Origin of the sequence: Marilutibacter maris (assembly GCF_003233695.1) — a bacterium.
GTDB classification, from domain to species: Bacteria; Pseudomonadota; Gammaproteobacteria; order Xanthomonadales; family Xanthomonadaceae; genus Marilutibacter; species Marilutibacter maris.
Window position 1 is genome coordinate 3,260,406 of record NZ_CP029843.1, and the last position, 21,639, is coordinate 3,282,044.

The 21,639-nt window shown below is 70.0% G+C and carries 15 protein-coding genes and 1 riboswitch; of the genes, 8 read left to right on the plus strand and 7 right to left on the minus strand.

Annotated features, from left to right (window positions below; genetic code table 11):
* Window positions 1-145: 145 nt before the first annotated feature.
* Window positions 146-1,612: a pyruvate kinase gene (pyk, locus tag C9I47_RS14405; RefSeq protein WP_111267368.1), complete on the minus strand. Its 1,467-nt coding sequence runs from the start codon at window positions 1,610-1,612 to the stop codon at window positions 146-148.
* 231 nt (window positions 1,613-1,843) lie between these two features.
* Here pyk and C9I47_RS14410 point away from each other — a divergent pair, with 231 nt between their 5' ends.
* The gene (locus tag C9I47_RS14410; protein ID WP_111267369.1) at window positions 1,844-3,148 is read left to right on the plus strand and encodes a short-chain fatty acid transporter; all 1,305 of its coding nucleotides are present in this window, start codon (window positions 1,844-1,846) and stop codon (window positions 3,146-3,148) included.
* A gap of 21 nt (window positions 3,149-3,169) precedes the next feature.
* Window positions 3,170-3,793 carry a GNAT family N-acetyltransferase gene (locus C9I47_RS14415; RefSeq protein ID WP_223250159.1) on the plus strand — a complete coding sequence of 208 codons (624 nt, stop codon included), beginning with the start codon at window positions 3,170-3,172 and terminating at the stop codon, window positions 3,791-3,793.
* Between the two features lie 408 nt (window positions 3,794-4,201).
* On the opposite strand, the gene C9I47_RS14420 is transcribed toward C9I47_RS14415, so the two are convergent.
* The 4 genes from C9I47_RS14420 to C9I47_RS14440 form a co-directional block, all read right to left on the minus strand.
* Entirely contained in the window at window positions 4,202-4,849 is a 648-nt protein-coding gene (locus C9I47_RS14420; protein WP_111267370.1) for an HAD hydrolase-like protein, read from the minus strand.
* Entirely contained in the window at window positions 4,849-6,024 is a 1,176-nt protein-coding gene (locus C9I47_RS14425) for a phosphoglycerate kinase (RefSeq protein ID WP_111267371.1), read from the minus strand. The genes C9I47_RS14420 and C9I47_RS14425 overlap by 1 nt, the downstream gene beginning before the upstream one ends.
* Before the next feature lie 1,300 nt (window positions 6,025-7,324).
* Window positions 7,325-8,746 carry a DUF3999 domain-containing protein gene (locus C9I47_RS14435; RefSeq protein WP_223250160.1) on the minus strand — a complete coding sequence of 474 codons (1,422 nt, stop codon included), beginning with the start codon at window positions 8,744-8,746 and terminating at the stop codon, window positions 7,325-7,327.
* A 26-nt stretch (window positions 8,747-8,772) separates the two neighbouring features.
* Window positions 8,773-11,430: a DUF2339 domain-containing protein gene (locus tag C9I47_RS14440; RefSeq protein WP_111267374.1), complete on the minus strand. Its 2,658-nt coding sequence runs from the start codon at window positions 11,428-11,430 to the stop codon at window positions 8,773-8,775.
* 125 nt (window positions 11,431-11,555) lie between these two features.
* A riboswitch (cobalamin riboswitch) is annotated at window positions 11,556-11,766 on the plus strand.
* Window positions 11,767-12,315: 549 nt separating this feature from the next.
* Here C9I47_RS14440 and C9I47_RS14445 point away from each other — a divergent pair.
* From C9I47_RS14445 to C9I47_RS14460, 4 genes are all read left to right on the plus strand, one after another.
* The gene (locus tag C9I47_RS14445) at window positions 12,316-14,652 is read left to right on the plus strand and encodes a ribonucleoside-diphosphate reductase subunit alpha (RefSeq protein WP_223250387.1); all 2,337 of its coding nucleotides are present in this window, start codon (window positions 12,316-12,318) and stop codon (window positions 14,650-14,652) included.
* The gene (locus tag C9I47_RS14450) at window positions 14,649-15,662 is read left to right on the plus strand and encodes a ribonucleotide-diphosphate reductase subunit beta (protein ID WP_111267376.1); all 1,014 of its coding nucleotides are present in this window, start codon (window positions 14,649-14,651) and stop codon (window positions 15,660-15,662) included. Before C9I47_RS14445 ends, C9I47_RS14450 begins: the two co-directional genes overlap by 4 nt.
* A gap of 247 nt (window positions 15,663-15,909) precedes the next feature.
* Window positions 15,910-16,335, plus strand: coding sequence for an acyl-CoA thioesterase (locus C9I47_RS14455; RefSeq protein WP_111267377.1), 426 nt, complete (start codon window positions 15,910-15,912; stop codon window positions 16,333-16,335).
* A 239-nt stretch (window positions 16,336-16,574) separates the two neighbouring features.
* The gene (locus C9I47_RS14460) at window positions 16,575-18,203 is read left to right on the plus strand and encodes a diguanylate cyclase (protein WP_145985538.1); all 1,629 of its coding nucleotides are present in this window, start codon (window positions 16,575-16,577) and stop codon (window positions 18,201-18,203) included.
* 41 nt (window positions 18,204-18,244) lie between these two features.
* Here C9I47_RS14460 and gap read toward each other — a convergent pair whose 3' ends face one another.
* The gene (gene gap, locus C9I47_RS14465; RefSeq protein WP_111267379.1) at window positions 18,245-19,246 is read right to left on the minus strand and encodes a type I glyceraldehyde-3-phosphate dehydrogenase; all 1,002 of its coding nucleotides are present in this window, start codon (window positions 19,244-19,246) and stop codon (window positions 18,245-18,247) included.
* Window positions 19,247-19,580: 334 nt separating this feature from the next.
* Between gap and C9I47_RS14470 the strand changes: the two genes are divergently transcribed.
* Window positions 19,581-20,204 carry an OmpW/AlkL family protein gene (locus C9I47_RS14470; protein ID WP_111267380.1) on the plus strand — a complete coding sequence of 208 codons (624 nt, stop codon included), beginning with the start codon at window positions 19,581-19,583 and terminating at the stop codon, window positions 20,202-20,204.
* Between the two features lie 81 nt (window positions 20,205-20,285).
* On the plus strand, window positions 20,286-21,089 hold the full coding sequence (locus tag C9I47_RS14475) for a S1/P1 nuclease (RefSeq protein ID WP_111267381.1): 804 nt from the start codon (window positions 20,286-20,288) through the stop codon (window positions 21,087-21,089).
* Window positions 21,090-21,095: 6 nt separating this feature from the next.
* Here C9I47_RS14475 and C9I47_RS14480 read toward each other — a convergent pair whose 3' ends face one another.
* Entirely contained in the window at window positions 21,096-21,635 is a 540-nt protein-coding gene (locus tag C9I47_RS14480; protein ID WP_111267382.1) for a beta-lactamase hydrolase domain-containing protein, read from the minus strand.
* Window positions 21,636-21,639 lie beyond the last annotated feature (4 nt).

The window sequence follows — 21,639 nt, forward strand, 5'->3', positions numbered from 1 at the left end:
GCCCGGCATTATAGCCGCGAGCGGGCGGCTCCGCCTCCCCACGGCGACCAACAATCAACAACTTGCAGACCACACACCCCGGATTTCAATACCAGTTCACGATACCGGTAGACGACCGCTGCCGCTGCCCGCCCCTCGGGCGCCGCTACAGCTCGCCCAGCCCCACCGCCTGGCCGTCGGGACCGACCTCCAGCAGGCGCAGCGTATTGGTGGAACCGCGGTGCTCCATGCGCTCGCCGCTGGTGAACACCACCCGTTCGCCGCCCCCCAGCAGGCCGGCCTGGACCAGGCGCTGGATCGCGCCGCGTCCGGCCTCGCCTGGGGTCTGGCCGCGGCTGTCGTAGTCGATCGGGAACACGTCGCGCATCATCGCCATCCGCCGCCGCGCGCCGGCATGGCGCGAGAACGCGTAGATCGGCACGCCGGAACGGAATCGCGACAGGAAGCGCGCGGTACCGCCGGACTCGGTCATCGCGACCACCGCGCGCAGACCGATGTGCTCGCTGAGGAACATCGTCGCCATCGCGATCGCCTGGTCGACCCGCTGCAGGTTGCGCGGGGCCGCCTCGAAATCGGTGTCGTGGGCGAACTGGCGCTCGGCGCCGAGGCAGATCCGCGCCATCGCCTCGACCGCGCGAACCGGGTAGCGGCCGGCGGCCGACTCGGCCGACAGCATCACCGCGTCGGTGCCGTCGATCACCGCATTGGCGACATCGAGCACCTCGGCGCGGGTCGGGATCGGGCTTTCCACCATCGACTGCAGCATCTGGGTCGCGGTGATCACCACCTTGTTGCGCTCCAGCGCGACCTTGATGATCTTCTTCTGCAGGCCCGGCAGCTCGGCATCGCCGATCTCCACGCCCAGATCGCCGCGCGCGACCATCACCACGTCGCTGGCGTCGACGATCTCGACCAGGTTCTCGATCGCCTCGGCGCGTTCGACCTTGGCGACCAGGGCCGCCTCGCAGCCGGCCTCGCGGGCCGCGCGGCGCGCCTCCTCCATGTCCTCGGCGTTGCGGCAGAACGACACCGCGATGAAGTCCGCGCCGGCATCGGCGGCGACCTTGATCAGCTCGCGGTCGCGCTCGGTCAACGCCCCCAGCGAGAGTCCTCCGCCGAGCTTGTTGAGCCCCTTGCGATCGGACAACACACCGTCGTTGAGCACGGTGCAGTGGATGCGTGCGCCCTCGACCCGCTCGACCCGCAGCTGCATCAGGCCGTCGTCGAGCAGCAGGGTGTCGCCGGGAGCGACATCACCGGGCAGGCCGAGATAGCTGACCCCGACCTCGCGGCGGGTGCCCGCCGGCGCATCCTCGCTGGCGACCAGGTCGAAGGCGTCGCCGGTCTTCAGCTCGACCTTGCCGTCGGCGAAGCGTTCGATGCGGATCTTCGGACCGGGCAGGTCGGCGAGGATGCCGACCTCGACACCGACCTTCCTGCCGGCGGCGCGCACCGCCTCGGCCCGCGCCAGTTGCGAGGACGGGTCGCCGTGCGAGAAGTTCAGCCGCACCACGTCGACACCGGCCTTCAGCAGCTGCTCCAGCACGCCCGGCGGATCGGTGGCGGGCCCGAGGGTGGCAAGGATCTTGGTACGGCGCTGCTGTGCGGTCATCGGCGAACGGTGCTGGGGCGATCCTGCCGACGCTAGCACAGCTGTTGCTCGATCCATGCGGAAATCGATTGCGCATCGGCAAGGCCCCGCCGCTGGTATCGAACCGCCACCGCCAAAGCAGACCAGCGATCGCGGATTTGCTGCAGGTGCGCAACGCTGCGCGCGGAACCCGGCGCGGTTTTCGGTTAGTTTTCCGGTGCCGGCCGATGCCGGTGCCGAACCGGAAAGCCGATGCTCAACCGCCTGTCGCGACCGGCCGTGCGCCTGGTCGAACGCTATCTGCCCGATGCCTATGTGCTGGTGCTGTTGCTGAGCCTGGTCGCGGCGATCGCCGCGATGACGGTCGAGCGGCAGGCGCCGCTGGCGGTGCTGCGGATGTGGGGCGGCGGGTTCTGGGCGCTGCTGGGCTTCTCGATGCAGATGCTGTTGGTGCTGGTCACCGGCTTCATGCTCGCCAGCACGCCACCGGTGAAGGCCCTGCTGGCGCGGCTGGCCGCGCTGGCGCGCACACCCGGCATGGCGATCGTCCTGGTCAGCCTGGTGTCGCTGACCGCGAGCTGGGTCAACTGGGGTTTCGGCCTGGTGGTCGGCGCGCTGTTCGCGCGCGAGCTGGCCGGCCAGGTCCGGGTCGACTACCGGCTGCTGGTCGCCAGCGCATATTCCGGCTTCGTGGTCTGGCACGGCGGCCTCGCCGGCTCGATCCCGTTGACCATCGCCACCGAGGGCCACTTCCTCGTCGACGCCATGGGCGTGGTGCCGACCTCGCGGACGATCTTCGCCGGCTACAACCTGGCGATCCTCGCCGCGCTGTTCGTGCTGGTGCCGCTTGTCAACCGCTGGATGCTGCCGTCCGACAACGAGGCGGTGGTCCGTCGCCCCGCACCGGAGCCGGCGGCGCCGATGGCTTCCTGCGCGCCACAGCCGGCCGACCGGCTCGAGGACAGCCGCCTGCTGGCGGCCCTGGTCGGCCTGGCCGGCATCGGCTTCCTCGTCGATCACTTCCTCGGCGGCGGCGGACTCAACCTCAACATCGTCAACTTCGCCTTCCTGATGCTGGCGATCGTGCTGCACGGTACGCCGCGCCGGCTGCTGGCCAGCCTCGCCCAGGCGATCCGCGGCGGCGCCGGCATCGTCATCCAGTTTCCGTTCTATGCCGGCATCATGGCGATCATGGTCGAGTCGGGGCTGGCGGCGACGCTGTCGCAGGCCTTCGTCGCGATCGCCGATGCCGACACCCTGCCGTTCTGGAGCTTCATCGCCGGCGGCGTGCTGAACGTGTTCGTGCCCTCCGGCGGCGGCCAGTGGGCGGTGCAGGCGCCGATCATGGTGCCGGCGGCCGAGGCCCTGGGTGCGGACGTGGCCAAGGTCGCGATGGGCGTGGCCTGGGGCGATGCCTGGACCAACCTGATCCAGCCGTTCTGGGCGCTGCCGGCGCTGGCGCTGGCCGGACTGAAGGCCCGCGATATCATGGGTTTCTGCCTGATCCAGCTGCTGGTGACCGGCGTCGTGATCGGCGCGGCGCTGCTGTGGCTGTGACGACGAAACGACGGAGCACGCGTGACCGACACTCCCCCGCCCTATCGACCGCCGGTCATCACCGGCGCGCGGATCCGACTGCGCCCCTATCGCCCGGACGACCTCGCCGCTTTCTTCGCACTGCACTCCGATCCCGAAGCGATGCGCTACTGGAGCCATCCGCCGTGGACGCGGATCGAGCAGGCGCACTCGAAGTTCGATTCCAGCCTCAACGGCAACGCCCCCGACAGCCAGCTGTGCTGGGCGATCGCCGCACTCGACGACGGCCGCATGATCGGCGGCGTCACCCTGTTCCGGATCAGCGCCGAGCAAGGAGTAGCCGAGTTCGGCTACATGCTGGAGCGTGGCTCATGGGGCCGCGGGTTCGCGCGCGAGGCCGGCGTCCTGGCGCTGGACCACGCCTTCGGTGACCTGGGCCTGCGCCGGATCGAGGCCGACATCGACCCGCGCAACCTCGCCTCCTGCCGCCTCGCCGAACGGCTGGGCTTCGTCCGCGAAGGCCTGCTGCGCGAACGCTGGCAGGTGGCCGGCGAGATCAGCGACACCGCGTTCTACGGACTGCTGGCAAGCGACTGGACGCAGCGCGACGCTGACACCCCCACGCCGGAAAAGACACTCCTACGACAAACGGTCGGGGATTCATGACTCTCCAGCCCCCTGAGTCAGGGGGCGATTCGCATCGCAGATGCGAATGGGGGTGTGGAAGCGCAACGGCGGGGCCCAAGGTTTGCGCAGCGAACCTTGGGAGATATCCGCGCGCAGCCGGATATTGTTCCCCTGTAGGAGCGGCGTCAGCCGCGAAGGCCTTCCCATGAAAGCCTCATCGCGGCTGACGCCGCTCCTACGAAAAGCGGCCACCTACCCCATGAACCCAGCCCCCTGAGTCAGGGGGCGATTCGCATCGCAGATGCGAATGGGGGTGTGGAGGCGCAACGGCGGGGCCCAAGGTTTGCACGGCAAACCTTGGGAGATATCCGGGCGCAGCCGGATATCGTTCCCCATCGCGGCTCACGCCGCTCCTACGGGGCTGCGCGCAAGCCCGAGCCGGCCGCTTCAGGCCAACAGATCGAGCAGTTCGTGCGGCGCGGCGGCAAGGTGTTCGGCACCGGCCGCACCCAGCTCGTCCCTGCCGCCGAAGCCCCACAACACGCCGATGTGGCGCATGCGGTGGTGATGCGCGCCCTCGATATCCATGCGCCGGTCGCCGATCATCCAGCAATCGCCGGCATCCAGCCCGAGCCGCGCCAGCGCTTCGGCGATCAGCTCGGGCTTGTCGCTGCGGCGGCCGCACGGGGTCGCACCGATCACCTCGGCGAAGCAGCCGCCGAACGGCAGGTGGGCGACGATCCTCCGTGCATGCGGTTCGTTCTTGGCGGTGACCACCGCCAAGCGATGGCCGCGCGCACCCAGGGCCTCGACCGTCTCGCCAATGCCGGCGTAGACCTCGTGCTCGCGCCAACCGATCGAATCGAAACGCTGGCGATAGTGCTCGACCGCCGACTCGACCCCGGTCGGGTCGTCGAACAGCGGCCCGAAGCTGGTGCGCAGCGACGGGCCGATCCAGCCGCGCAGTTCCGCATCCGGCGGCACCGGGCGTCCCATCGCGGTCAGCGCATGGGCCACGCAGCGGGTGATGCCGGTGGCCGAATCTATGAGCGTTCCGTCCAGGTCGAAGAACAGCGTCGCCCGGGCCGTGGCCATCAGGCCGCGCGCGCCTTCAGCGCCGCGACCGCCGGCAGCTCCTTGCCTTCCAGGAATTCGAGGAAGGCGCCGCCGCCGGTGGAGATGTAGCCGACATCGGCGGCGATCCCGTACTTGTCGACCGCGGCGAGGGTATCGCCGCCGCCCGCGATCGAGAACGCCGGACTGGAGGCGATCGCGCGCGCCATCGCCTCGGTGCCCTTGCCGAAGGCGTCGAATTCGAACACGCCGACCGGGCCGTTCCAGACCACGGTGCCGGCCTTGCCGATCAGCGCCGCATAGGCCTGCGCGGTCTCGGGGCCGATGTCCAGGATCATGTCGTCGGCGCCGACCGCATCGACCGGCTTGACCGTCGCCGGCGCATCGGCGGCGAACGCCGGCGCGACCACCACGTCGGTCGGCAGCGGGATGCTGGCGCCACGGGCCTGCGCGTCGGCGATGATCTTCTTCGCGGTGTCGACCAGATCCATCTCGACCAGGGACTTGCCGACGCCGTGCCCCATCGCGGCGATGAAGGTGTTGGCGATGCCGCCGCCGACGATCAGCTGGTCGACCTTGCCGACCAGGGACGACAGCAGTTCCAGCTTGGTGCTGACCTTGGAGCCGGCAACGATCGCCAGCAGCGGCCGCGCCGGGTTGTCGAGCGCCTTGGCCAGCGCATCCAGCTCGGCCATCAGCAGCGGACCGCCGGCGGCGACCGTGGCCGCGCGGATCACACCGTGGGTGGAGGCCTGGGCGCGGTGGGCGGTACCGAAGGCGTCCATCACGAACACGTCGCACAGCGCCGCGTACTGCTTCGACAGCGCCTCGTCGTCGGCCTTCTCGCCGACGTTCATGCGGCAGTTCTCGAGCAGGACCAGCTGGCCGGGCTTCACCTCCACGCCGCCGACCCAGTCGCGCACCAGCGGCACGTCGATGCCCAGCAGCTCGGACAGGCGCGCGGCGACCGGCGCCAGCGAGTCGGCCTCGCTCCACTGGCCCTCCTTCGGACGGCCCAGGTGCGAGGTCACCATCACCGCCGCGCCCTTCTCCAGCGCCAGCTTCATCGTCGGCAGCGCGGCGAGGATGCGCTGCTCGGAGCTGATCCGGCCCTCGCTGATCGGCACGTTCAGGTCCTCCCGTATCAGCACCCGCTTGCCGGTGAGATCGAGGTCGGTCATTCGCTGGATGGTCATCGTGGTCGCTCGCTGGAACTGTTCAATTGGAAGTGGAGGAAACATGCCTTCCCTGGCGCAGCGGACCGTCTTCGGTCCGTCCGGCCCGGCCCTCCATGGCCGGGCGCTCGCCGGCGCGGCCTGCCGATAGGGCAGCCCGCGTCAGCCCGGCTCGCCCTCCCGTATCAGCACCCGCTTGCCGGTGAGATCGAGGTCGGTCATTCGCTGGATGGTCATCGTGGTCGCTCGCTGGAACTGTTCAATTGGAAGTGGAGGAAACATGCCTTCCCTGGCGCAGCGGACCGTCTTCGGTCCGTCCGGCCCGGCCCTCCATGGCCGGGCGCTCGCCGGCGCGGCCTGCCGATAGGGCAGCCCGCGTCAGCCCGGCTCGCCCTCCCGTATCAGCACCCGCTTGCCGGTGAGATCGAGGTCGGTCATTCGCTGGATGGTCATCGTGGTCGCTCGCTGGAACTGTTCAATTGGAAGTGGAGGAAACATGCCTTCCCTGGCGCAACGGACCGTCTTCGGTCCGTCCGGCCCGGCCCTCCATGGCCGGGCGCTCGCCGGCGCGGCCTGCCGATAGGGCAGCCCGCGTCAGCCCGGCTCGCCCTCCCGTATCAGCACCCGCTTGCCGGTGAGATCGAGGTCGGTCATTCGCTGGATGGTCATCGTGGTCGCTCGCTGGAACTGTTCAATTGGAAGTGGAGGAAACATGCCTTCCCTGGCGCAGCGGACCGTCTTCGGTCCGTCCGGCCCGGCCCTCCATGGCCGGGCGCTCGCCGGCGCGGCCTGCCGATAGGGCAGCCCGCGTCAGCCCGGCTCGCCCTCCCGTATCAGCACCCGCTTGCCGGTGAGATCGAGGTCGGTCATTCGCTGGATGGTCATCGTGGTCGCTCGCTGGAACTGTTCAATTGGAAGTGGAGGAAACATGCCTTCCCTGGCGCAGCGGACCGTCTTCGGTCCGTCCGGCCCGGCCCTCCATGGCCGGGCGCTCGCCGGCGCGGCCTGCCGATAGGGCAGCCCGCGTCAGCCCGGCTCGCCCTCCCGTATCAGCACCCGCTTGCCGGTGAGATCGAGGTCGGTCATTCGCTGGATGGTCATCGTGGTCGCTCGCTGGAACTGTTCAATTGGAAGTGGAGGAAACATGCCTTCCCTGGCGCAGCGGACCGTCTTCGGTCCGTCCGGCCCGGCCCTCCATGGCCGGGCGCTCGCCGGCGCGGCCTGCAGCCAGGGCGGCCCGCACGGCATGCATGGCCCTCCATTGTCGCGGCCCGCTGCCGCGAATGAAACCGAACGGTCCCCTGAGGCACCGCGACGGGACTCACTCCGCCTCGGGTTTGTCCGGGTCGGCGGGCGCGGGCTCGACATCCCCGGCCGTCTCCGGCACCGCTTCAGCGGCCGCCGTGGCGCGGCTCGAGCGCAGCAGGCTCAGGGCCAGTCCGGCCACCACCAGCGCGCCGATCAGCAACACGCCCCAAAGCAGGCCCTTGCGCCAGTTCCAGTCCGGACGCAGCGCCGCCTCGCCGGCCAGTACCCGGGCACTGCCCAGGTACGCGGTCGCCGGCTGCCAGTCGCGGCCGTGACGCTCGCGCAACGCCTCGACCAGTCGCGGCACCGGCGAAGGCTCCGGCAGCGCGCGGGCACTGCCGGCCGCCAGCGCGTACGGCGGCGCGCCCTGGGCCACGAATACCGCGACCTCGGGACGATAGCCCAGGCGCAGAACCGGGGCGTTCGCGACCGCCGTGCTCGCCCGCAGCCGCCACTGGCGATCGCGAACGCTCGTTGCCAACGCGTTGGGACGCGAGCGTCCGCCTTCCGCGCCCACCTGGTAGCCCATCCACGGCGCGCCGCGCGAACGCCATTGCGCATCCGCGTCGTCGCGGCTCTCCAGCCGCCACTCGACCGCGTGATTGCCGTCGAGCGCGACATCGGCCTGCTCGACCGGGAAGCGGCCGTCGATCCGGAATTCGTACATCTGGCGATCGTCGGAGCTGCGGCTCGGCGACAGCTCGATCCAGCTCAGTGGCGCGGCCGTCGCGCGCGGCGCGAACACCGCCTCGACCGACGCGATCGCCAGCGCCTGGTCGCCACGGTCGGGCGTCAGGCGCAGGTAGCGGGCACGTTGGTGATGCGGCAGCAGTCCGAACAGGTCGATGCGCCGGTGCAGCAGACGCCGCCCTTCGCGCTGCAGGTCGACCAGGCGTCCGCGGGTCGCCAACGGCTGCCAGTGATCGAGGTCGTCGCTGGCCTCGACCCGGTAGCCGAGGTCGAGCGCCTCGACCGGCTTCCACTCCAGCTCCAGCGCGGCGACCGCTTCGCGCACCCGGCTCAGATCGACGATCAGGACATCGGCCTGGGCACGCTCGGCGGGCGCGCCGCCGCTCACCTCGACCCGCCGCAGCCGGCCGTCGGCGTCGGACTCGCTGAGCAGTTCCCAGCGCCTCGCCGACGGTGTCTTCGACATCGGCAGCGCGAACCACGGCAGCGCCAGCCTGGGCGCGGTCCGCGCCAGCGGCTGCTCGGGCGCCAGCACTGCGGTCGGCACCGCCCCCCCGGCCCCGTCGAACACCACCAGATCGCGCAGCTGCGGATCCTGCAGGCGCCGGTAGACGAATTCGTCCAGGGTCACCCGGTAGGCGCCGGCATCGTCCTGCGACAGCGTCAGCGGCCATTCCCAGCCGTAGTCCTGACGCCCGGCCGCCAACGCGGCAAGGCATGGCAGCAGCGCCAGAACGGCGGCCACCCGACATACGCTCCGAACCTGCCGCCTCATGCGGTTTCTCCCGAAGAGTCCCGGGGCGCCGAGGTCTTCGGCGGCGCCGGTGCGAAATAGCCGACCGCGGTGCACAGCAGGCCGTAGGCGATGAACGAGGCGATCCCCAGCAGGTTGCCCAGATGCTGGCGGTCGACCAGCACCAGCTTGGCCAGCACCACCGCCATCAGCACCGCGCCGGCCAGCCACAGCGTGCGCCGGCCGCGACGGGAACCGACCACCCAGCCGACCACGCCGAGCATGCTCCAGACCACGGTCAGCGCGGTCTGCACCAGGCTTGTCTGCAGCATCGACGGACGCCAGTCCACGCCGCCCCAGTGATGGGTCGCGCGCAGGGTGATCACGCTGATCAGCGCAAAGCCGGCGACGGCCAGCAGCATCGGATGCTGCGCCCGCAGGCGCGAGCGCTGCGGCATCGACCGCAAGCCGTTGGCAAGCACCAGCAACGCACCGGCCTGGAACAGGTCCAGCGGGTTGAGCAGTGCGATCCACGGCAGCGGCGCGGCGTCGCCGGACCAGGTCAGGGCATTGACGAAGGCCAGCGCCAGCACCAGCAACAGACCGTTGCGCAGCGCCGGCCTCCATGCCTGGAACGCGGTGGCCAGCGGCCAGCCGATCCAGCCCGGCCGCCACAGGGTCGCCGCGGCAACCGCCAGCAGCGGCGCGGCGGCCAGCGCCACCCACCAACCGTCGCCGAGGCCGAGCCGTTTCGCCAGTTCGAGCAGGCCGAGGCCGAGCGCCACTGTCCAGGCCGCGACCCAGCCGGCATGGGCGAAGCCACGCGCGCGACCGTCCACGCGGCGCAGGCCGGACAGCGTGTAGATGCCGCATCCGGCGTACAGGACCCACGCCAGCAGGCCGAGGCCGGCAAACGGTTGCGCATGCGCGTCGGCCTGGGCGAACGCCAGCGGTACCGCCGCCGCCAGCGCCGCCGCCACGGTCACGTCCAGTGCCGCCGCGTCGATCCATCGCCGGGCCACGCCGGCCAGCAGCGCGGTCAGCGTCGCGAGCACCAGGATCAGGTCGGCGTCCGTCGCCGGCGGGGCGAAGCGGTCTATCTCGGCCAAGGCCGTCCCGATCCACCACACCAGGCCCCACAGGTAATAGGGCGCGGCCGGGCCCGACTTCGCCGAGCGCCGGTAGCTCCAGGCGCTGGCGAAACCGGCGATCGCGATCAGCAGGCCGCCGGTGAAGCGCGGGTTGGCCAGCGCCTGCGCCGGCGATCCGGCTTCGAGCCCGATCAGGAAGCTTCCCGCCGCGGCCAGTTGCAGCAACAGGCCGGCGATCTGCGGCAACCGCCGCTGCTGGCGCAGGCCCAGCCACACCGCCGCCGCGCCCTCCAGCGCGAACACGCTGGCGGTCGCCTGTGCGGACAGCGCCAGCGGGACCGCCAGGGTCGCGAAGCCGACCGCGAGCACCGCGTAGGGCGCGACCAGCGGCTGGTAGCGCTCGCGCATGCGCAGCATCCACGCCAACACCAGGTACACCAGGGCCAGGGCCAGCGCGCAGAACGCCAGCGGCATGCGCGCGCCCTCCAGCAGCGCGGCCTGCAACGAGAACGCCACCAGCGGCGTGCCGAACACCAGGCAGGCGTCGACGATCCGCTGCCCGCCCGCGGCGCGCCGGCGCGCATACAGGATCGGGATCGCCAGGTAGAAGGCGAAGAACAGCAACAGGAACGGCTCGGTGGTCTGGAAGTGATCGGGCCGGTACTGCAGCACGCCCCAGAGGGTGCCGATGCCGAAGGTGAACACGAAGCCCATCAGGTTCAGCACCCGCCACGGGCGCCACCAGGCAATCGCCAGGATCGCCGCGTTGAGCACCGCGTAGTACGCGAACAGCGCGACATGGCTGCCGGTGCCGGTGGACAACCAGATCGGCGCGAGGAAGCCGGCGAGGATGCCCAGTACCGCCAAGGCGATCGCCCGCTGCATCACCGCCAGCACACCGGCACCGGCGACCAGCACCACGCTCAGCGCGAAGGCGGCCCCCGCCGGCAGCAGCGGATGGACCTTGAACGCGGCGAACGCCACCAGCAGCAGCACACCGATCGCGCCGCCCTGCAACGACAGCGCGAACACGCGCCGGCGCTCGCGCTGACGCCAGCCGAACACCAGCCCGGCCAACGCGGCGGCGGCGACGCCGGCGTAGCGGAACTCGACCGGCACCGCCACCCAGCCCTGGTCGCTGGCGTACTTGAGCAGCGCGGCGACACCGGCGAACAGCACCAGCATGCCGACCTTGACCGGCACGTTGCCCTCGGTGAACCAGCGCTTGATCACGCGCGCGGCGCGGGTCACCGGGTCCGGACCGCTGCGGGCCGGCGGCGTGCGCGGCAGAGGCGGCGGCGACCGGACCGGGTCAGGCGCGGCCGCCACCACCGGCGGTGCCGCAGCGGGTTGCGGGCGCGGCCTGGCCTCGACCGGTGCCGGAGTGGGTGTCGGCGCGGGCGCGGGTGCCGCAGGCGGCGGGCGCACGGCCGCGGACGACGGCTCCGGTCCGGCCTCGGCCCCGGCGGAAGCACGCAAGCGAGCCAGTTCGCCCTCCAGCGCACTCACCCTGGAGCGCAAGCCTCCGATCATCACCAACGCCACTATCAGTAGCACCGGCACCGAAAGTACGGCCAGCCCCAGCAGTACAAGCAGACCTTCCATTGATTCCGCCTCGCATTCAGCTGCAGGCGAGGCTACACCAGACGGCCCCCCGCGGCTGCACCCGCACGCCATCGACGGCCTTCACGCAAATCACAAGATATCGGATTGACGGAACCAGTCGCCCCCATTATGTTGTGCCCGTCGGTGCTGTCGCCCCAATCGGACGACGGCTTAAAAGGGAAGTCCGGTGCGGTGTCGCCAACAGGCGCGCCAAGGCCGGCGCTGCCCCGCAGCGGTAGTGGAAACGAAACCTGCCATGGCACTGGGGCCCGTCCCCGGGAAGCGGCAGGCGGTAGGTGGAAGCTGGTCCGCAGATGTCGTTGCACGAGCGATGGTAGGAGCGGCGTAAGCCGCGATCGGGTCTTCCAAGGAAGCTTCATCGCGGCTTACGCCGCTCCTACGCCGCTCCTGCCGCAGGTCTGCAACGGAACGACCAGCCCCGCGTCCAGAGCCCGAAGACCTGCCGACAGCCGCGCGAAGCACACCGCGCGGTGACCGGCCAGGGAGTCTCCGGGGGGAGACGGTCGGTGTCGTGGCGGTGGCCGCCTGGCTGCCGCGAACGCCGGATCCTCCGCCGGCGTGCGTCCGTCTCGGGCGCTGCGACACCCCGTCTCCATCCTGCAGATTCCGCGCCCGCGGGGGCACGGCTGGATCGGCGCCATCCCCTGTCGCGGGCGCCATCCACCGTGCCACCGTGCGTCGCCCTCGAGGGAAGGGTGGCGACCCGTGCGCCTGCACAGGAGTACCGCGATGTCCGTCGCTCCCACCACCGACCGCCCCACCGCAACGGCCGACGCCGCCGCCCCCGCAGCGCCTGCCTCCCCGCCCGCCGCCCCCCGTGGCGGCGATGGCTTCGCGCTGACCCCGCCGGCCGCGAACCTGACCATGACCGTGACCAAGCGCAACGGCGGTCGCGAACCGGTCGACCTCAACAAGATCGTGCGCGCGGTGACCCGCTGCAGCGAGGACCTGTATTCGATCGACCCGATGCGGGTCGCGACCCGCACCATCTCCGGGCTCTACGACGGCGCGACCACGCGCGAACTGGATGAGCTGTCGATCCGCACCGCCGCCCTGCTGACCGCCGAGGAACCCGAGTACGGCCGCCTCGCCGCGCGACTGCTGGCCGGGGTGATCGAGAAGGAGGTCGCCGCGATCGACATCAACGCGTTCTCGCAGTCTGTCCAGCGCGGCCACGAGCTGGGCGTGATCAACGACCGCCTGCTCGGCTTCGTGCAGGCCAATGCGCGCAAGCTCAACGATGCGATCGACAACACGCTGAACCACCGCTTCGACTACTTCGGACTGCGCACGCTGTACGACCGCTACCTGCTGCGCCATCCGACCGCGCGCACGGTGATCGAGACCCCGCAGCAGTTCTTCCTGCGCATCGCCTGCGCGCTCAGCGAGGACGTCGGCGACGCACTGGCGCTGTACCGGCGGATGGCGCAGCTGGATTACGTGCCGTCGTCGCCGACCCTGTTCAACGCCGGCACCACCCACGAACAGCTGTCGAGCTGCTTCCTGCTCGACTCGCCGGAGGACTCGCTGGAGAGCATCTACAAGCGCTACATGGACGTGGCCAAGCTGAGCAAGTTCAGCGGCGGCATCGGCCTGAGCTACACCCGGATCCGCTCGCACGGCTCGCTGATCCGCAGCACCAATGGCCTGAGCAACGGCATCGTGCCCTGGCTGAAGACGCTCGACGCCTCGGTCGCGGCGGTCAACCAGGGCGGCAAGCGCAAGGGCGCGGCCTGCGTCTACCTGGAGCCCTGGCACGCCGATGTCGAGGAGTTCCTGGAGCTGCGCGACAACACCGGCGACGAGGCCCGCCGCACCCACAACCTCAACCTCGCCAACTGGATCCCCGACGAGTTCATGCGCCGGGTCGAGGCCGACGGCGAATGGTCGCTGTTCGACCCGGCCCGGGTGCCGCAGCTGACCGACCTGTGGGGCGAGGCCTTCGACACCGCCTATCGCGCCGCCGAGGCCGCAGGACTGGCGAGGAAGACGGTCAGGGCGCGTGAACTGTACGCGCGGATGATGCGCACCCTGGCCCAGACCGGCAACGGCTGGATGAACTTCAAGGACAAGTCCAACCGCGCCTGCAACCAGACCCTGCGCGAGGGCAACGTGGTGCACTTGTCGAACCTGTGCACCGAGATCCTCGAGGTCACCTCGCAGGACGAGACCGCGGTCTGCAACCTGGGCTCGATCAACCTGTCGCACCACGTCGAACTGTTCGAGGAGGGCCCGGTGCACGGCCAGGCCGGACGCTTCGACTTCGAGCGGCTCGGCGAGACCGTACGCCTGGCGATTCGCCAGCTCGACCGGGTGATCGACCTGAACTTCTATCCGATCGAGACCGCCCGCCGCGCCAATCTGAAGTGGCGCCCGGTCGGGCTGGGCACGATGGGCCTGCAGGACGTGTTCTTCAAACTGCGGCTGCCGTTCGACTCCGAACCGGCGCGCGCATTGTCGCGGCAGATCGCCGAGCACATCTACTTCCACGCGCTGTCGGCCTCCAACGAGTTGGCGATGGAGCGCGGCCGCCACCCAGGCTTCGAGGACACCCGAGCCTCGCGCGGCGAGCTGCAGTTCGATGCCTGGGGCGTGGAACCCTCCGATACGCTGGGCTGGGACGCGCTGCGCGCGCGCATCGCCGAGGGCGGTCTGCGCAACTCGCTGATGATCGCGATCGCGCCGACCGCGACCATCGCCTCGATCGCCGGCTGCTACGAGTGCATCGAGCCGCAGGTATCCAACCTGTTCAAGCGCGAGACCCTGTCGGGCGACTTCATCGTGGTCAACCGCTACCTGGTCGAGGAGCTCAAGCAGCTCGGCCAGTGGACCCCGGAGCTGCGCGACCGGATCAAGATGGCCGAGGGCTCGATCCAGGGCGTCGAGGCGATCCCCGAATCGCTGCGGCAGGTCTACCGCACCGCCTGGGAACTGCCGATGCGTTCGCTGATCGACATGGCCGCCGACCGCGGCGCCTTCATCGACCAGAGCCAGTCGCTGAACCTGTTCATCGAGAGCCCGAACATCGGCCAGCTGTCGTCGATGTACATGTACGCGTGGAAGAAGGGCCTGAAGACCACCTACTACCTGCGTTCGCGCCCGGCGACCCGGATCGCCAAGTCGACGGTGAGCGCGGTCGCTCCGGCCGCCGCGGTCGCCTGTTCACTCGAGAATCCCCAATCCTGCGAGGCCTGCCAATGAGCACCGACAACCACCTTCTCGATCCGGGCTTCGACCTGACCCTGCGACCGATGCGCTACCCGCGCTTCTACGAGATGTACCGCGACGCGATCCGCAACACGTGGACGGTCGAGGAAGTCGATTTCTCGCTCGACGTGAACGACCTGCGCAACAAATTCGGACCTGCCGAACGGCACCTGATCGAGCGCCTGGTGGCCTTCTTCGCCACCGGCGATTCGATCGTCGCCAACAACCTGGTGCTGAACCTGTACCAGCACATCAACGCGCCCGAAGCGCGCATGTACCTGTCGCGCCAGCTGTACGAGGAAGCACTGCACGTGCAGTTCTACCTGACCCTGCTCGACACCTACCTGCCGGACCCCGGCGCGCGGGCCAAAGCCTTCGCCGCGGTCGAGAACATCCCCTCGATCCGCGCCAAGGCCGAGTTCTGCTTCAAGTGGATGGACTCGATCCAGGGCCTGCATCGGATCGAGACGGTCGAGCAGCGCCGCGAATTCCTGCTCAATCTGATCTGCTTCGCCTGCTGCATCGAGGGCCTGTTCTTCTTCGCCGCCTTCGCCTACGTCTACTACCTGCGCTCGCGCGGCCTGCTGCACGGCCTGGCCTCGGGCACCAACTGGGTGTTCCGCGACGAAAGCTGTCACATGGCGTTCGCATTCGAGGTCATCGACACGGTGCGCAAGGAAGAGCCCGGGCTGTTCGACGAAGAACTGAAACAGCGCGTGGTTACCATGCTGGAGGAGGCGGTGGACTGCGAGATGCAGTTCGCCCAGGACGTGCTGTCGGGCGGCGTGGTCGGCCTGTCGCTCAAGGACATGCGCCAGTACCTGGAGTACTGCGCCGACCAGCGACTGGGGCAGCTCGGGCTGCCGAAGCGGTTCGGCGCCAGCAATCCGTTCGGCTTCATGGACCTGCAGGACGTCCAGGAGGTCACCAACTTCTTCGAACGGCGCGTGTCCGCGTACCAGGTCGGCGTCAGTGGCGAAGTGGCGTTCGACGCCGCCTTCTGAGCGCGGCGGCACTGGCGGCCTTTCCTTTCTTTGCCAGGAAGCACTCACGCGATGGACGGAACCATCGCCGGCACGGAAGCATCGGCACGGACGCCGGGCAGGGATGCGGGGCGGGCGGATGCCTGCCCATGTCCAAAGCGGTAATCCGGCGGCACGGACGCCGCCACTGCGCGAGCGCGCCTTCCCCACGACACCCCCCAAACCCCGCCCCGGAGCCCTGCCCGACCGCGGCAGGACGAGACGCCTCATGCCCAATGTTCTTTCCAGCGACAGCGCGCGCCCGGTCGAAGCGCGCATGGTCGAAATCGTGTTTCCCGACCACACCAACCATCTCGGCACCCTGTTCGGCGGGCAAGCATTGGCCTGGATGGACAAGGCCGCGTTCATCGTCGCCTCGCGCTACGCCCGCCGCACTGTCGTCACCGCGCGTTCGGAACGGATCGACTTCCACGTCGCGGTGCCGCAGGGCGCCCTGGTCGAACTGCTCGCGCGCATCACCGCCACCGGCCGCAGCTCGATGCAGGTCGAGGTCGAGATGCATACCGAGGACCTGCTGACCGGCGACCACCGCCTGGCGACCCGCGGCGGCTTCACCATGGTCGCGCTGGACTCGCATGGACAGCCGACGCCGATCAGGCCGCTGGACGATCCGGCGCCGGCCCCCGGACCCTGAGCGAACCCGGCGTAGCGACCCCGGCCGGACAATCCGCGACCCCCGTCACAATGCCCCGTCGATCGCGCAGGCGCGAGGGAAGCACCGCGACGCCGGTAATTGCCCGGCCCAGGCCCGCACGGTAGCGTTACGTCATCGACATTCCGAGTGCGTCCGCAGCCTTGGTTTCTACCGGACAATCGTGGTCCCTGCGCCGGCGGTTCACGCAACTGCTGCTGTTCGCTGCGCTGGTACCGGCGATGCTGTTCAGTGGCGTGCTGCTGTGGCAGCAGTACCGCGCCGAGCACGTCTCGCTGGGCGAGCGCACCGGCCTGTCGGCCAGCCTGACCGCGTCCTCGATCGACGACTTCGTCCACAGCCGTCTTGCCGGCGTCGCCCTGCTCGCGCAGGCCCGGGCGCCGGGCGACGCGGGCTGGACCGATGACCTGGAGCGACTGCTCGATGCCTACCCCGGGCTGATCAGCGCGGTGGTGACCGATGCCGACGGGCGCATCACCGCCTACGCACCGACCCGGGCGGTGGCCACGCCCGACGACGACCTGCCCAGCGTCGCCGATCGCGACTACTTCCGGAATCCCGAACGTCACCTGCGCCCGTACGTCTCCAACGCGTTCCGGGGCCGGGCGCTGGGCGACGACCCCCTGGTCGCGGTGTCCGCGCCGATTGTCGGTGCCGACGGCTTCGGCGGCATCGTCGAAGCCTCGATCCACGTCGAGACCTTCGTCAATCAGCGCGGCGAGGCGTTCCGCTCGCGCGGCTACGAAATGCTGCTGCTGGACCGGCGCAACCGGGTGATCCACGCCACCGAGGGCGTGCCGCACGGCTTTCTCGACACCGTGACCGACTCCCGGCTGACCCTGTCCGGCGACGTGCCGCTGCACATGGCCCAGACCCGCTTCGAGCACGGCATCCTCGGCGACGGCAACGCCTTCGTCTCGCGCTCGCGGATGCGCAGCGGCTGGACCCTGGTCCTGCTCGCGCCGGACCGGCGGCTGATGGAAACGATCGGCCGCAGCACCATCGCCCTGCTCGCCCTGCTGATCCTGATCATCCTCGGCGTGCTGGCCGCGACCTGGGCGCAGTTGCGTGGACTGGCCAAAGGCACCGGCCGACTGCTCGACGCCCTGCGCAACTTCGCGGTCGGCGCCCCGGTCGATCCCGAAACCACCCGCCGCATGCCGATGGAACTGCGACCCGTCGCCGCCGCGGTCGGCGACCTGTCCGAACGCCTGAGCCAGGCCTATGGCGAACTCAACGCGGTGCTTGACGAACAACGCAGACTGGCCGGGTCGCTGCAGAAGGTGGTCGAAGAGCGCGACCAGGAAATCGCCGAACGCACCGCCGACCTGCGCAGCGCGGTCGAGGAACTGGAGCGGATCGCCAGCATCGACGCGCTGACCGGAGCGCTGAACGTGCGCGGCTTCCGTCGCGCGGTCAACGAGCTGGTCGAGCAGCCGGAGTACGACGACACCCCGATGGGCGCGCTGATCGTCGACGTCGACTATTTCAAGGCCTACAACGACCGCTACGGCCACCCGGCCGGCGACACCGTGCTCAAGCGGGTGGTCGGGGTCATGCTGAGCCTGCTGCGCGGCCCCGGGGACGTGTTGGCCCGGGTCGGCGGCGAGGAGTTCGCGGTCCTGCTGCGCGACGCCAACGAGGAGGTCGCGATCGAGGTCGCGCAGCGGCTGTGCGCGACCGTGCGCGACACCGCGATCCCGCATGCCGACGGCATCGACGGGGTGGTGACGATCAGCGTCGGTGTCGCCATCCAGCCGTCGCCGCAGTTCATGGACCGGCTGTTGTCGCAGGCCGACGAGGCGCTGTACCGCGCCAAACGCAACGGGCGCGACCGGGCCGGACTCTAGTCCGACCGGGCCGCGCCCGCGGTGCGATCAGGTGCGGTGGATCAGCCCGCGATCACCTTGACCATTTCCAGGCACTTGTTGGAATAGCCCCACTCGTTGTCGTACCAGCTGACCAGCTTGACGAAGGTGCCGTCGAGCGCGATGCCGGCTTCGGCGTCGAAGATCGAGGTGCGGGCATCGCCACGGAAGTCGGTCGCCACGACCTTGTCCTCGGTGTAGCCGAGGATGCCCTTCAGCGCGCCCTCGGACTGCGCCTTCATCTCGGCGCAGATCTCGGCGTAGCTGGCGTCCTTGTCGAGCTCGACGGTCAAATCGACCACCGACACGTCCGAGGTCGGAATGCGGAACGACATGCCGGTGAGCTTCTTGTTGAGCTCGGGGATCACCACGCCGACCGCCTTGGCCGCGCCGGTCGAGGACGGGATGATGTTCTCGAGGATGCCGCGGCCGCCGCGCCAGTCCTTGTTGGACGGGCCGTCGACGGTCTTCTGGGTCGCGGTGGCGGCATGCACGGTGGTCATCAGGCCACGCTTGATGCCCCACTTGTCGTTCAGCACCTTGGCCAGCGGCGCCAGGCAGTTGGTCGTGCACGAAGCGTTGGAGATGATCGCCTCGCCCTTGTAGGTCGCGTGGTTGACGCCGTAGACGAACATCGGCGTATCGTCCTTCGACGGGGCCGACATGATCACCTTCTTCGCGCCCGCGTCGAGATGCTTCTGCGCGGTTTCCTTGGTCAGGAACAGCCCGGTCGACTCGATGACGACGTCGGCGCCGACCTCGTCCCACTTCAGGTTGGACGGGTCGCGCTCGGCGCTCAGGCGGATCTTCCTGCCGTTGACGATCAGGTCGCTGCCATCGACCGAGACCTCGCCCTGGAAGCGGCCGTGCACGGAGTCGTAGCTCAGCATGTAGGCCAGGTAGTCGGGCTCGAGCAGGTCGTTGATCGCGACGATCTCGATCTCGCCGGCGAAGTTCTGCACGGCCGAACGCAGCACATTGCGTCCGATGCGGCCAAAGCCGTTGATGCCTACCTTGATGGTCATTGCTGGGTGCTCCTACGGCCGCGTCGGCGCGCGGCGGATGGGTGGACGGGGGCGCATATTCTAGCAGGCGCGCTCCAACAGGCCCGCCCTGGCAGGCCCGCCCAGTGGGGCGCCCGGGGGCCGGCCTCCGACCCGGCAGCCCGCGCGACGGCCCCACGGGACGCCCGTGGCGGCGGCTCCGGCGCCCGTTCGTCGGCCCCGACCGCGCGCCGGACCCGCCGACTGAACGCTTTTCCATCGCCGTTCACGGATTTGAGCATGGTCAAGTCGCGACACTCCCGAAGCCGGATATTGGATCCATCCACTGGCTACAACGAGACAAGGAGTCTTACCCATGCGCAACCCACTGATCGTCAGCACCCTCGCCCTCGCCCTGGCCGCATTCGCCAGCCCGGCCCTGGCCCAGTCCCAGGGCGAATGGACCCTCGGCTTCGGCGCCCACGTGGTCGATCCCAAGTCCGACAACGGCAGCCTCGCCGGCGGCACCCTCGACGTCGAGGTCGACGACAACGTCCGCCCGACCATCACCTTCGAGTACTTCCTGCGCGACAACCTCGGCATCGAAGTGCTGGCCTCGCTGCCGTTCCAGCACGACATCGCGATCGACGGGCTGGGCACGGTCGGCAGCACCCGCCACCTGCCGCCGACGGTCTCGCTGCAGTACCACTTCAACGGCGGCGGCAAGGTCCGTCCGTTCCTCGGCGCGGGCGTGAACTACACGACCTTCTTCAGCGAGGACACCCGCGGCGCGCTGTCGGGCAGCGACCTCAAGCTCGACGATTCCTGGGGCCTGGCCGCCCACGCCGGCATCGACTTCGACATCAGCGAGCGCAGCGCGATCCGCGTCGACGCGCGCTGGATCGACATCGACACCGACGTCAGGCTCGACGGCGCCGAGCTGGGCACGGTCGACATCGATCCGTTCATCTACGGCGTCGCCTACGTGGTCCGCTTCTGACCGGGACCGCCTGACGCCGGATCCTGTCACCCGGCAGATCCTGTCACCCGGTGAAAGTACGGCGTCGGCTAGAGTGGGCGCATGACCCTGCGAACCGCCCTGACCGCCGCCGCACTGGCCGCCACCCTCACCCTGTCACCCTCCGCCCGGGCCTGGGGCCCGCTCGGCCATCGCCTGGTCGCCGACCTGGCCTGGGACGGCATGACCCCGCAGGCGCGCGCCGCGGCGCTGGACCTGCTGGCCGGCGAAGCGGATCCGAGCCTGGCCGGCATCGCCAGCTGGGCCGACGAGCTGCGCGCCAACGACCCCGACCTGGGCCGTCGCAGCGCGCGCTGGCACTACGTCAACATCGCCGAGGACGGCTGCCACTACGACACCGCCCGCGATTGCCCCGGCGACGACTGCGTGGTCGCCGCGATCGACGCGCAGGTCGCGATCCTCGCCGACCCCGGCCAGCCACGCGCCAAGCGCCGGCAGGCGCTGAAGTTCGTCGTCCACTTCGTCGGCGACATCCACCAGCCATTGCACGCCGGACGCGCCGACGACCGCGGCGGCAACACCCACCAGATCAACATCGACGGCCGCGGCAGCAACCTGCACGCGTTGTGGGACAGCGGCCTGCTCGGCAGCGCCGGTCTGGGCGAGGCCGGCTGGCTCGCACGCCTGCGCCAGTCGACGATCGCCGCGGACGCACCGGCCCGGCCCGGCAGCCCGGCCGCCTGGGCCGAAGCCTCCTGCAGGATCCTCAACAGCCCCGGCTTCTATCCGCCCAAGGGCACCCTGGACCCGGCCTACGGCGAACGCTGGCTGCCGGTGGTCGAACGGCAGCTGCGGCTGGGCGGACGCCACCTGGCCGGGGTGCTCAACGCCGCGCTGGGCGGCTGAACCCGTCTACTCGGCCGACAATCCGAGCTGATCGCGCACCTGCGCCTCGGCGCCGCTCAATCCGGCCGCCCTGCCCAGTCGCAGCGCCTGCTCGGCCGGCTGCCCGTCTGCGGCCGCGGCCAGCGCGACCAGCCCACCGGCCCGGTTGCCGGACGCGCAGTGCACCAGCACCGTGCCGTCGACCCGTTGCAGCAGCGCAGCCAACGCCGCCGCATTGTCCGCGTCGATGCCGGCTGCGCCGGCCACCGGGATCGCGTGATAGTCCATGCCGGCGGCGGCGACCTCGGCGGCCTCGTCGCGCCCGTCCATCTCCGCGGGCGTGCGCAGGTTGATCACTGTGGTCACACCGCGCGCGGCAATCGCCCTCCAGTCGCTTTCGGCGGGCTGGCCGGCGGTGTACAGGCCCGGCCGCGGCGCATGCAGGTCGACGCCGGACACAGGCCCCGCCGGTTGCACCGGCAGCCTGGCGATCTGCGGCTGCGTCCGGCAGCCCGACAGCAGGCCGAGGGCACAAAGCGCGGCGGACACCAGCAGGAATCGTTTCATCGTG

Excerpts from the sequence above, each read along its gene's own strand:
- C9I47_RS14425 (WP_111267371.1), bottom strand. The coding sequence starts at position 6,024 with ATGACCATCCAGCGAATGACCGACCTCGATCTCACCGGCAAGCGGGTG.
- C9I47_RS14440 (WP_111267374.1), bottom strand. The coding sequence starts at position 11,430 with ATGGAAGGTCTGCTTGTACTGCTGGGGCTGGCCGTACTTTCGGTGCCG.
- C9I47_RS14460 (WP_145985538.1), top strand. The coding sequence starts at position 16,575 with ATGCTGTTCAGTGGCGTGCTGCTGTGGCAGCAGTACCGCGCCGAGCAC.
- C9I47_RS14455 (WP_111267377.1), top strand. The coding sequence starts at position 15,910 with ATGCCCAATGTTCTTTCCAGCGACAGCGCGCGCCCGGTCGAAGCGCGC.
- C9I47_RS14420 (WP_111267370.1), bottom strand. The coding sequence starts at position 4,849 with ATGGCCACGGCCCGGGCGACGCTGTTCTTCGACCTGGACGGAACGCTC.
- gap (WP_111267379.1), bottom strand. The coding sequence starts at position 19,246 with ATGACCATCAAGGTAGGCATCAACGGCTTTGGCCGCATCGGACGCAAT.
- C9I47_RS14480 (WP_111267382.1), bottom strand. The coding sequence starts at position 21,635 with ATGAAACGATTCCTGCTGGTGTCCGCCGCGCTTTGTGCCCTCGGCCTG.
- C9I47_RS14475 (WP_111267381.1), top strand. The coding sequence starts at position 20,286 with ATGACCCTGCGAACCGCCCTGACCGCCGCCGCACTGGCCGCCACCCTC.
- C9I47_RS14450 (WP_111267376.1), top strand. The coding sequence starts at position 14,649 with ATGAGCACCGACAACCACCTTCTCGATCCGGGCTTCGACCTGACCCTG.
- pyk (WP_111267368.1), bottom strand. The coding sequence starts at position 1,612 with ATGACCGCACAGCAGCGCCGTACCAAGATCCTTGCCACCCTCGGGCCC.
- C9I47_RS14410 (WP_111267369.1), top strand. The coding sequence starts at position 1,844 with ATGCTCAACCGCCTGTCGCGACCGGCCGTGCGCCTGGTCGAACGCTAT.
- C9I47_RS14470 (WP_111267380.1), top strand. The coding sequence starts at position 19,581 with ATGCGCAACCCACTGATCGTCAGCACCCTCGCCCTCGCCCTGGCCGCA.
- C9I47_RS14445 (WP_223250387.1), top strand. The coding sequence starts at position 12,316 with ATGACCGTGACCAAGCGCAACGGCGGTCGCGAACCGGTCGACCTCAAC.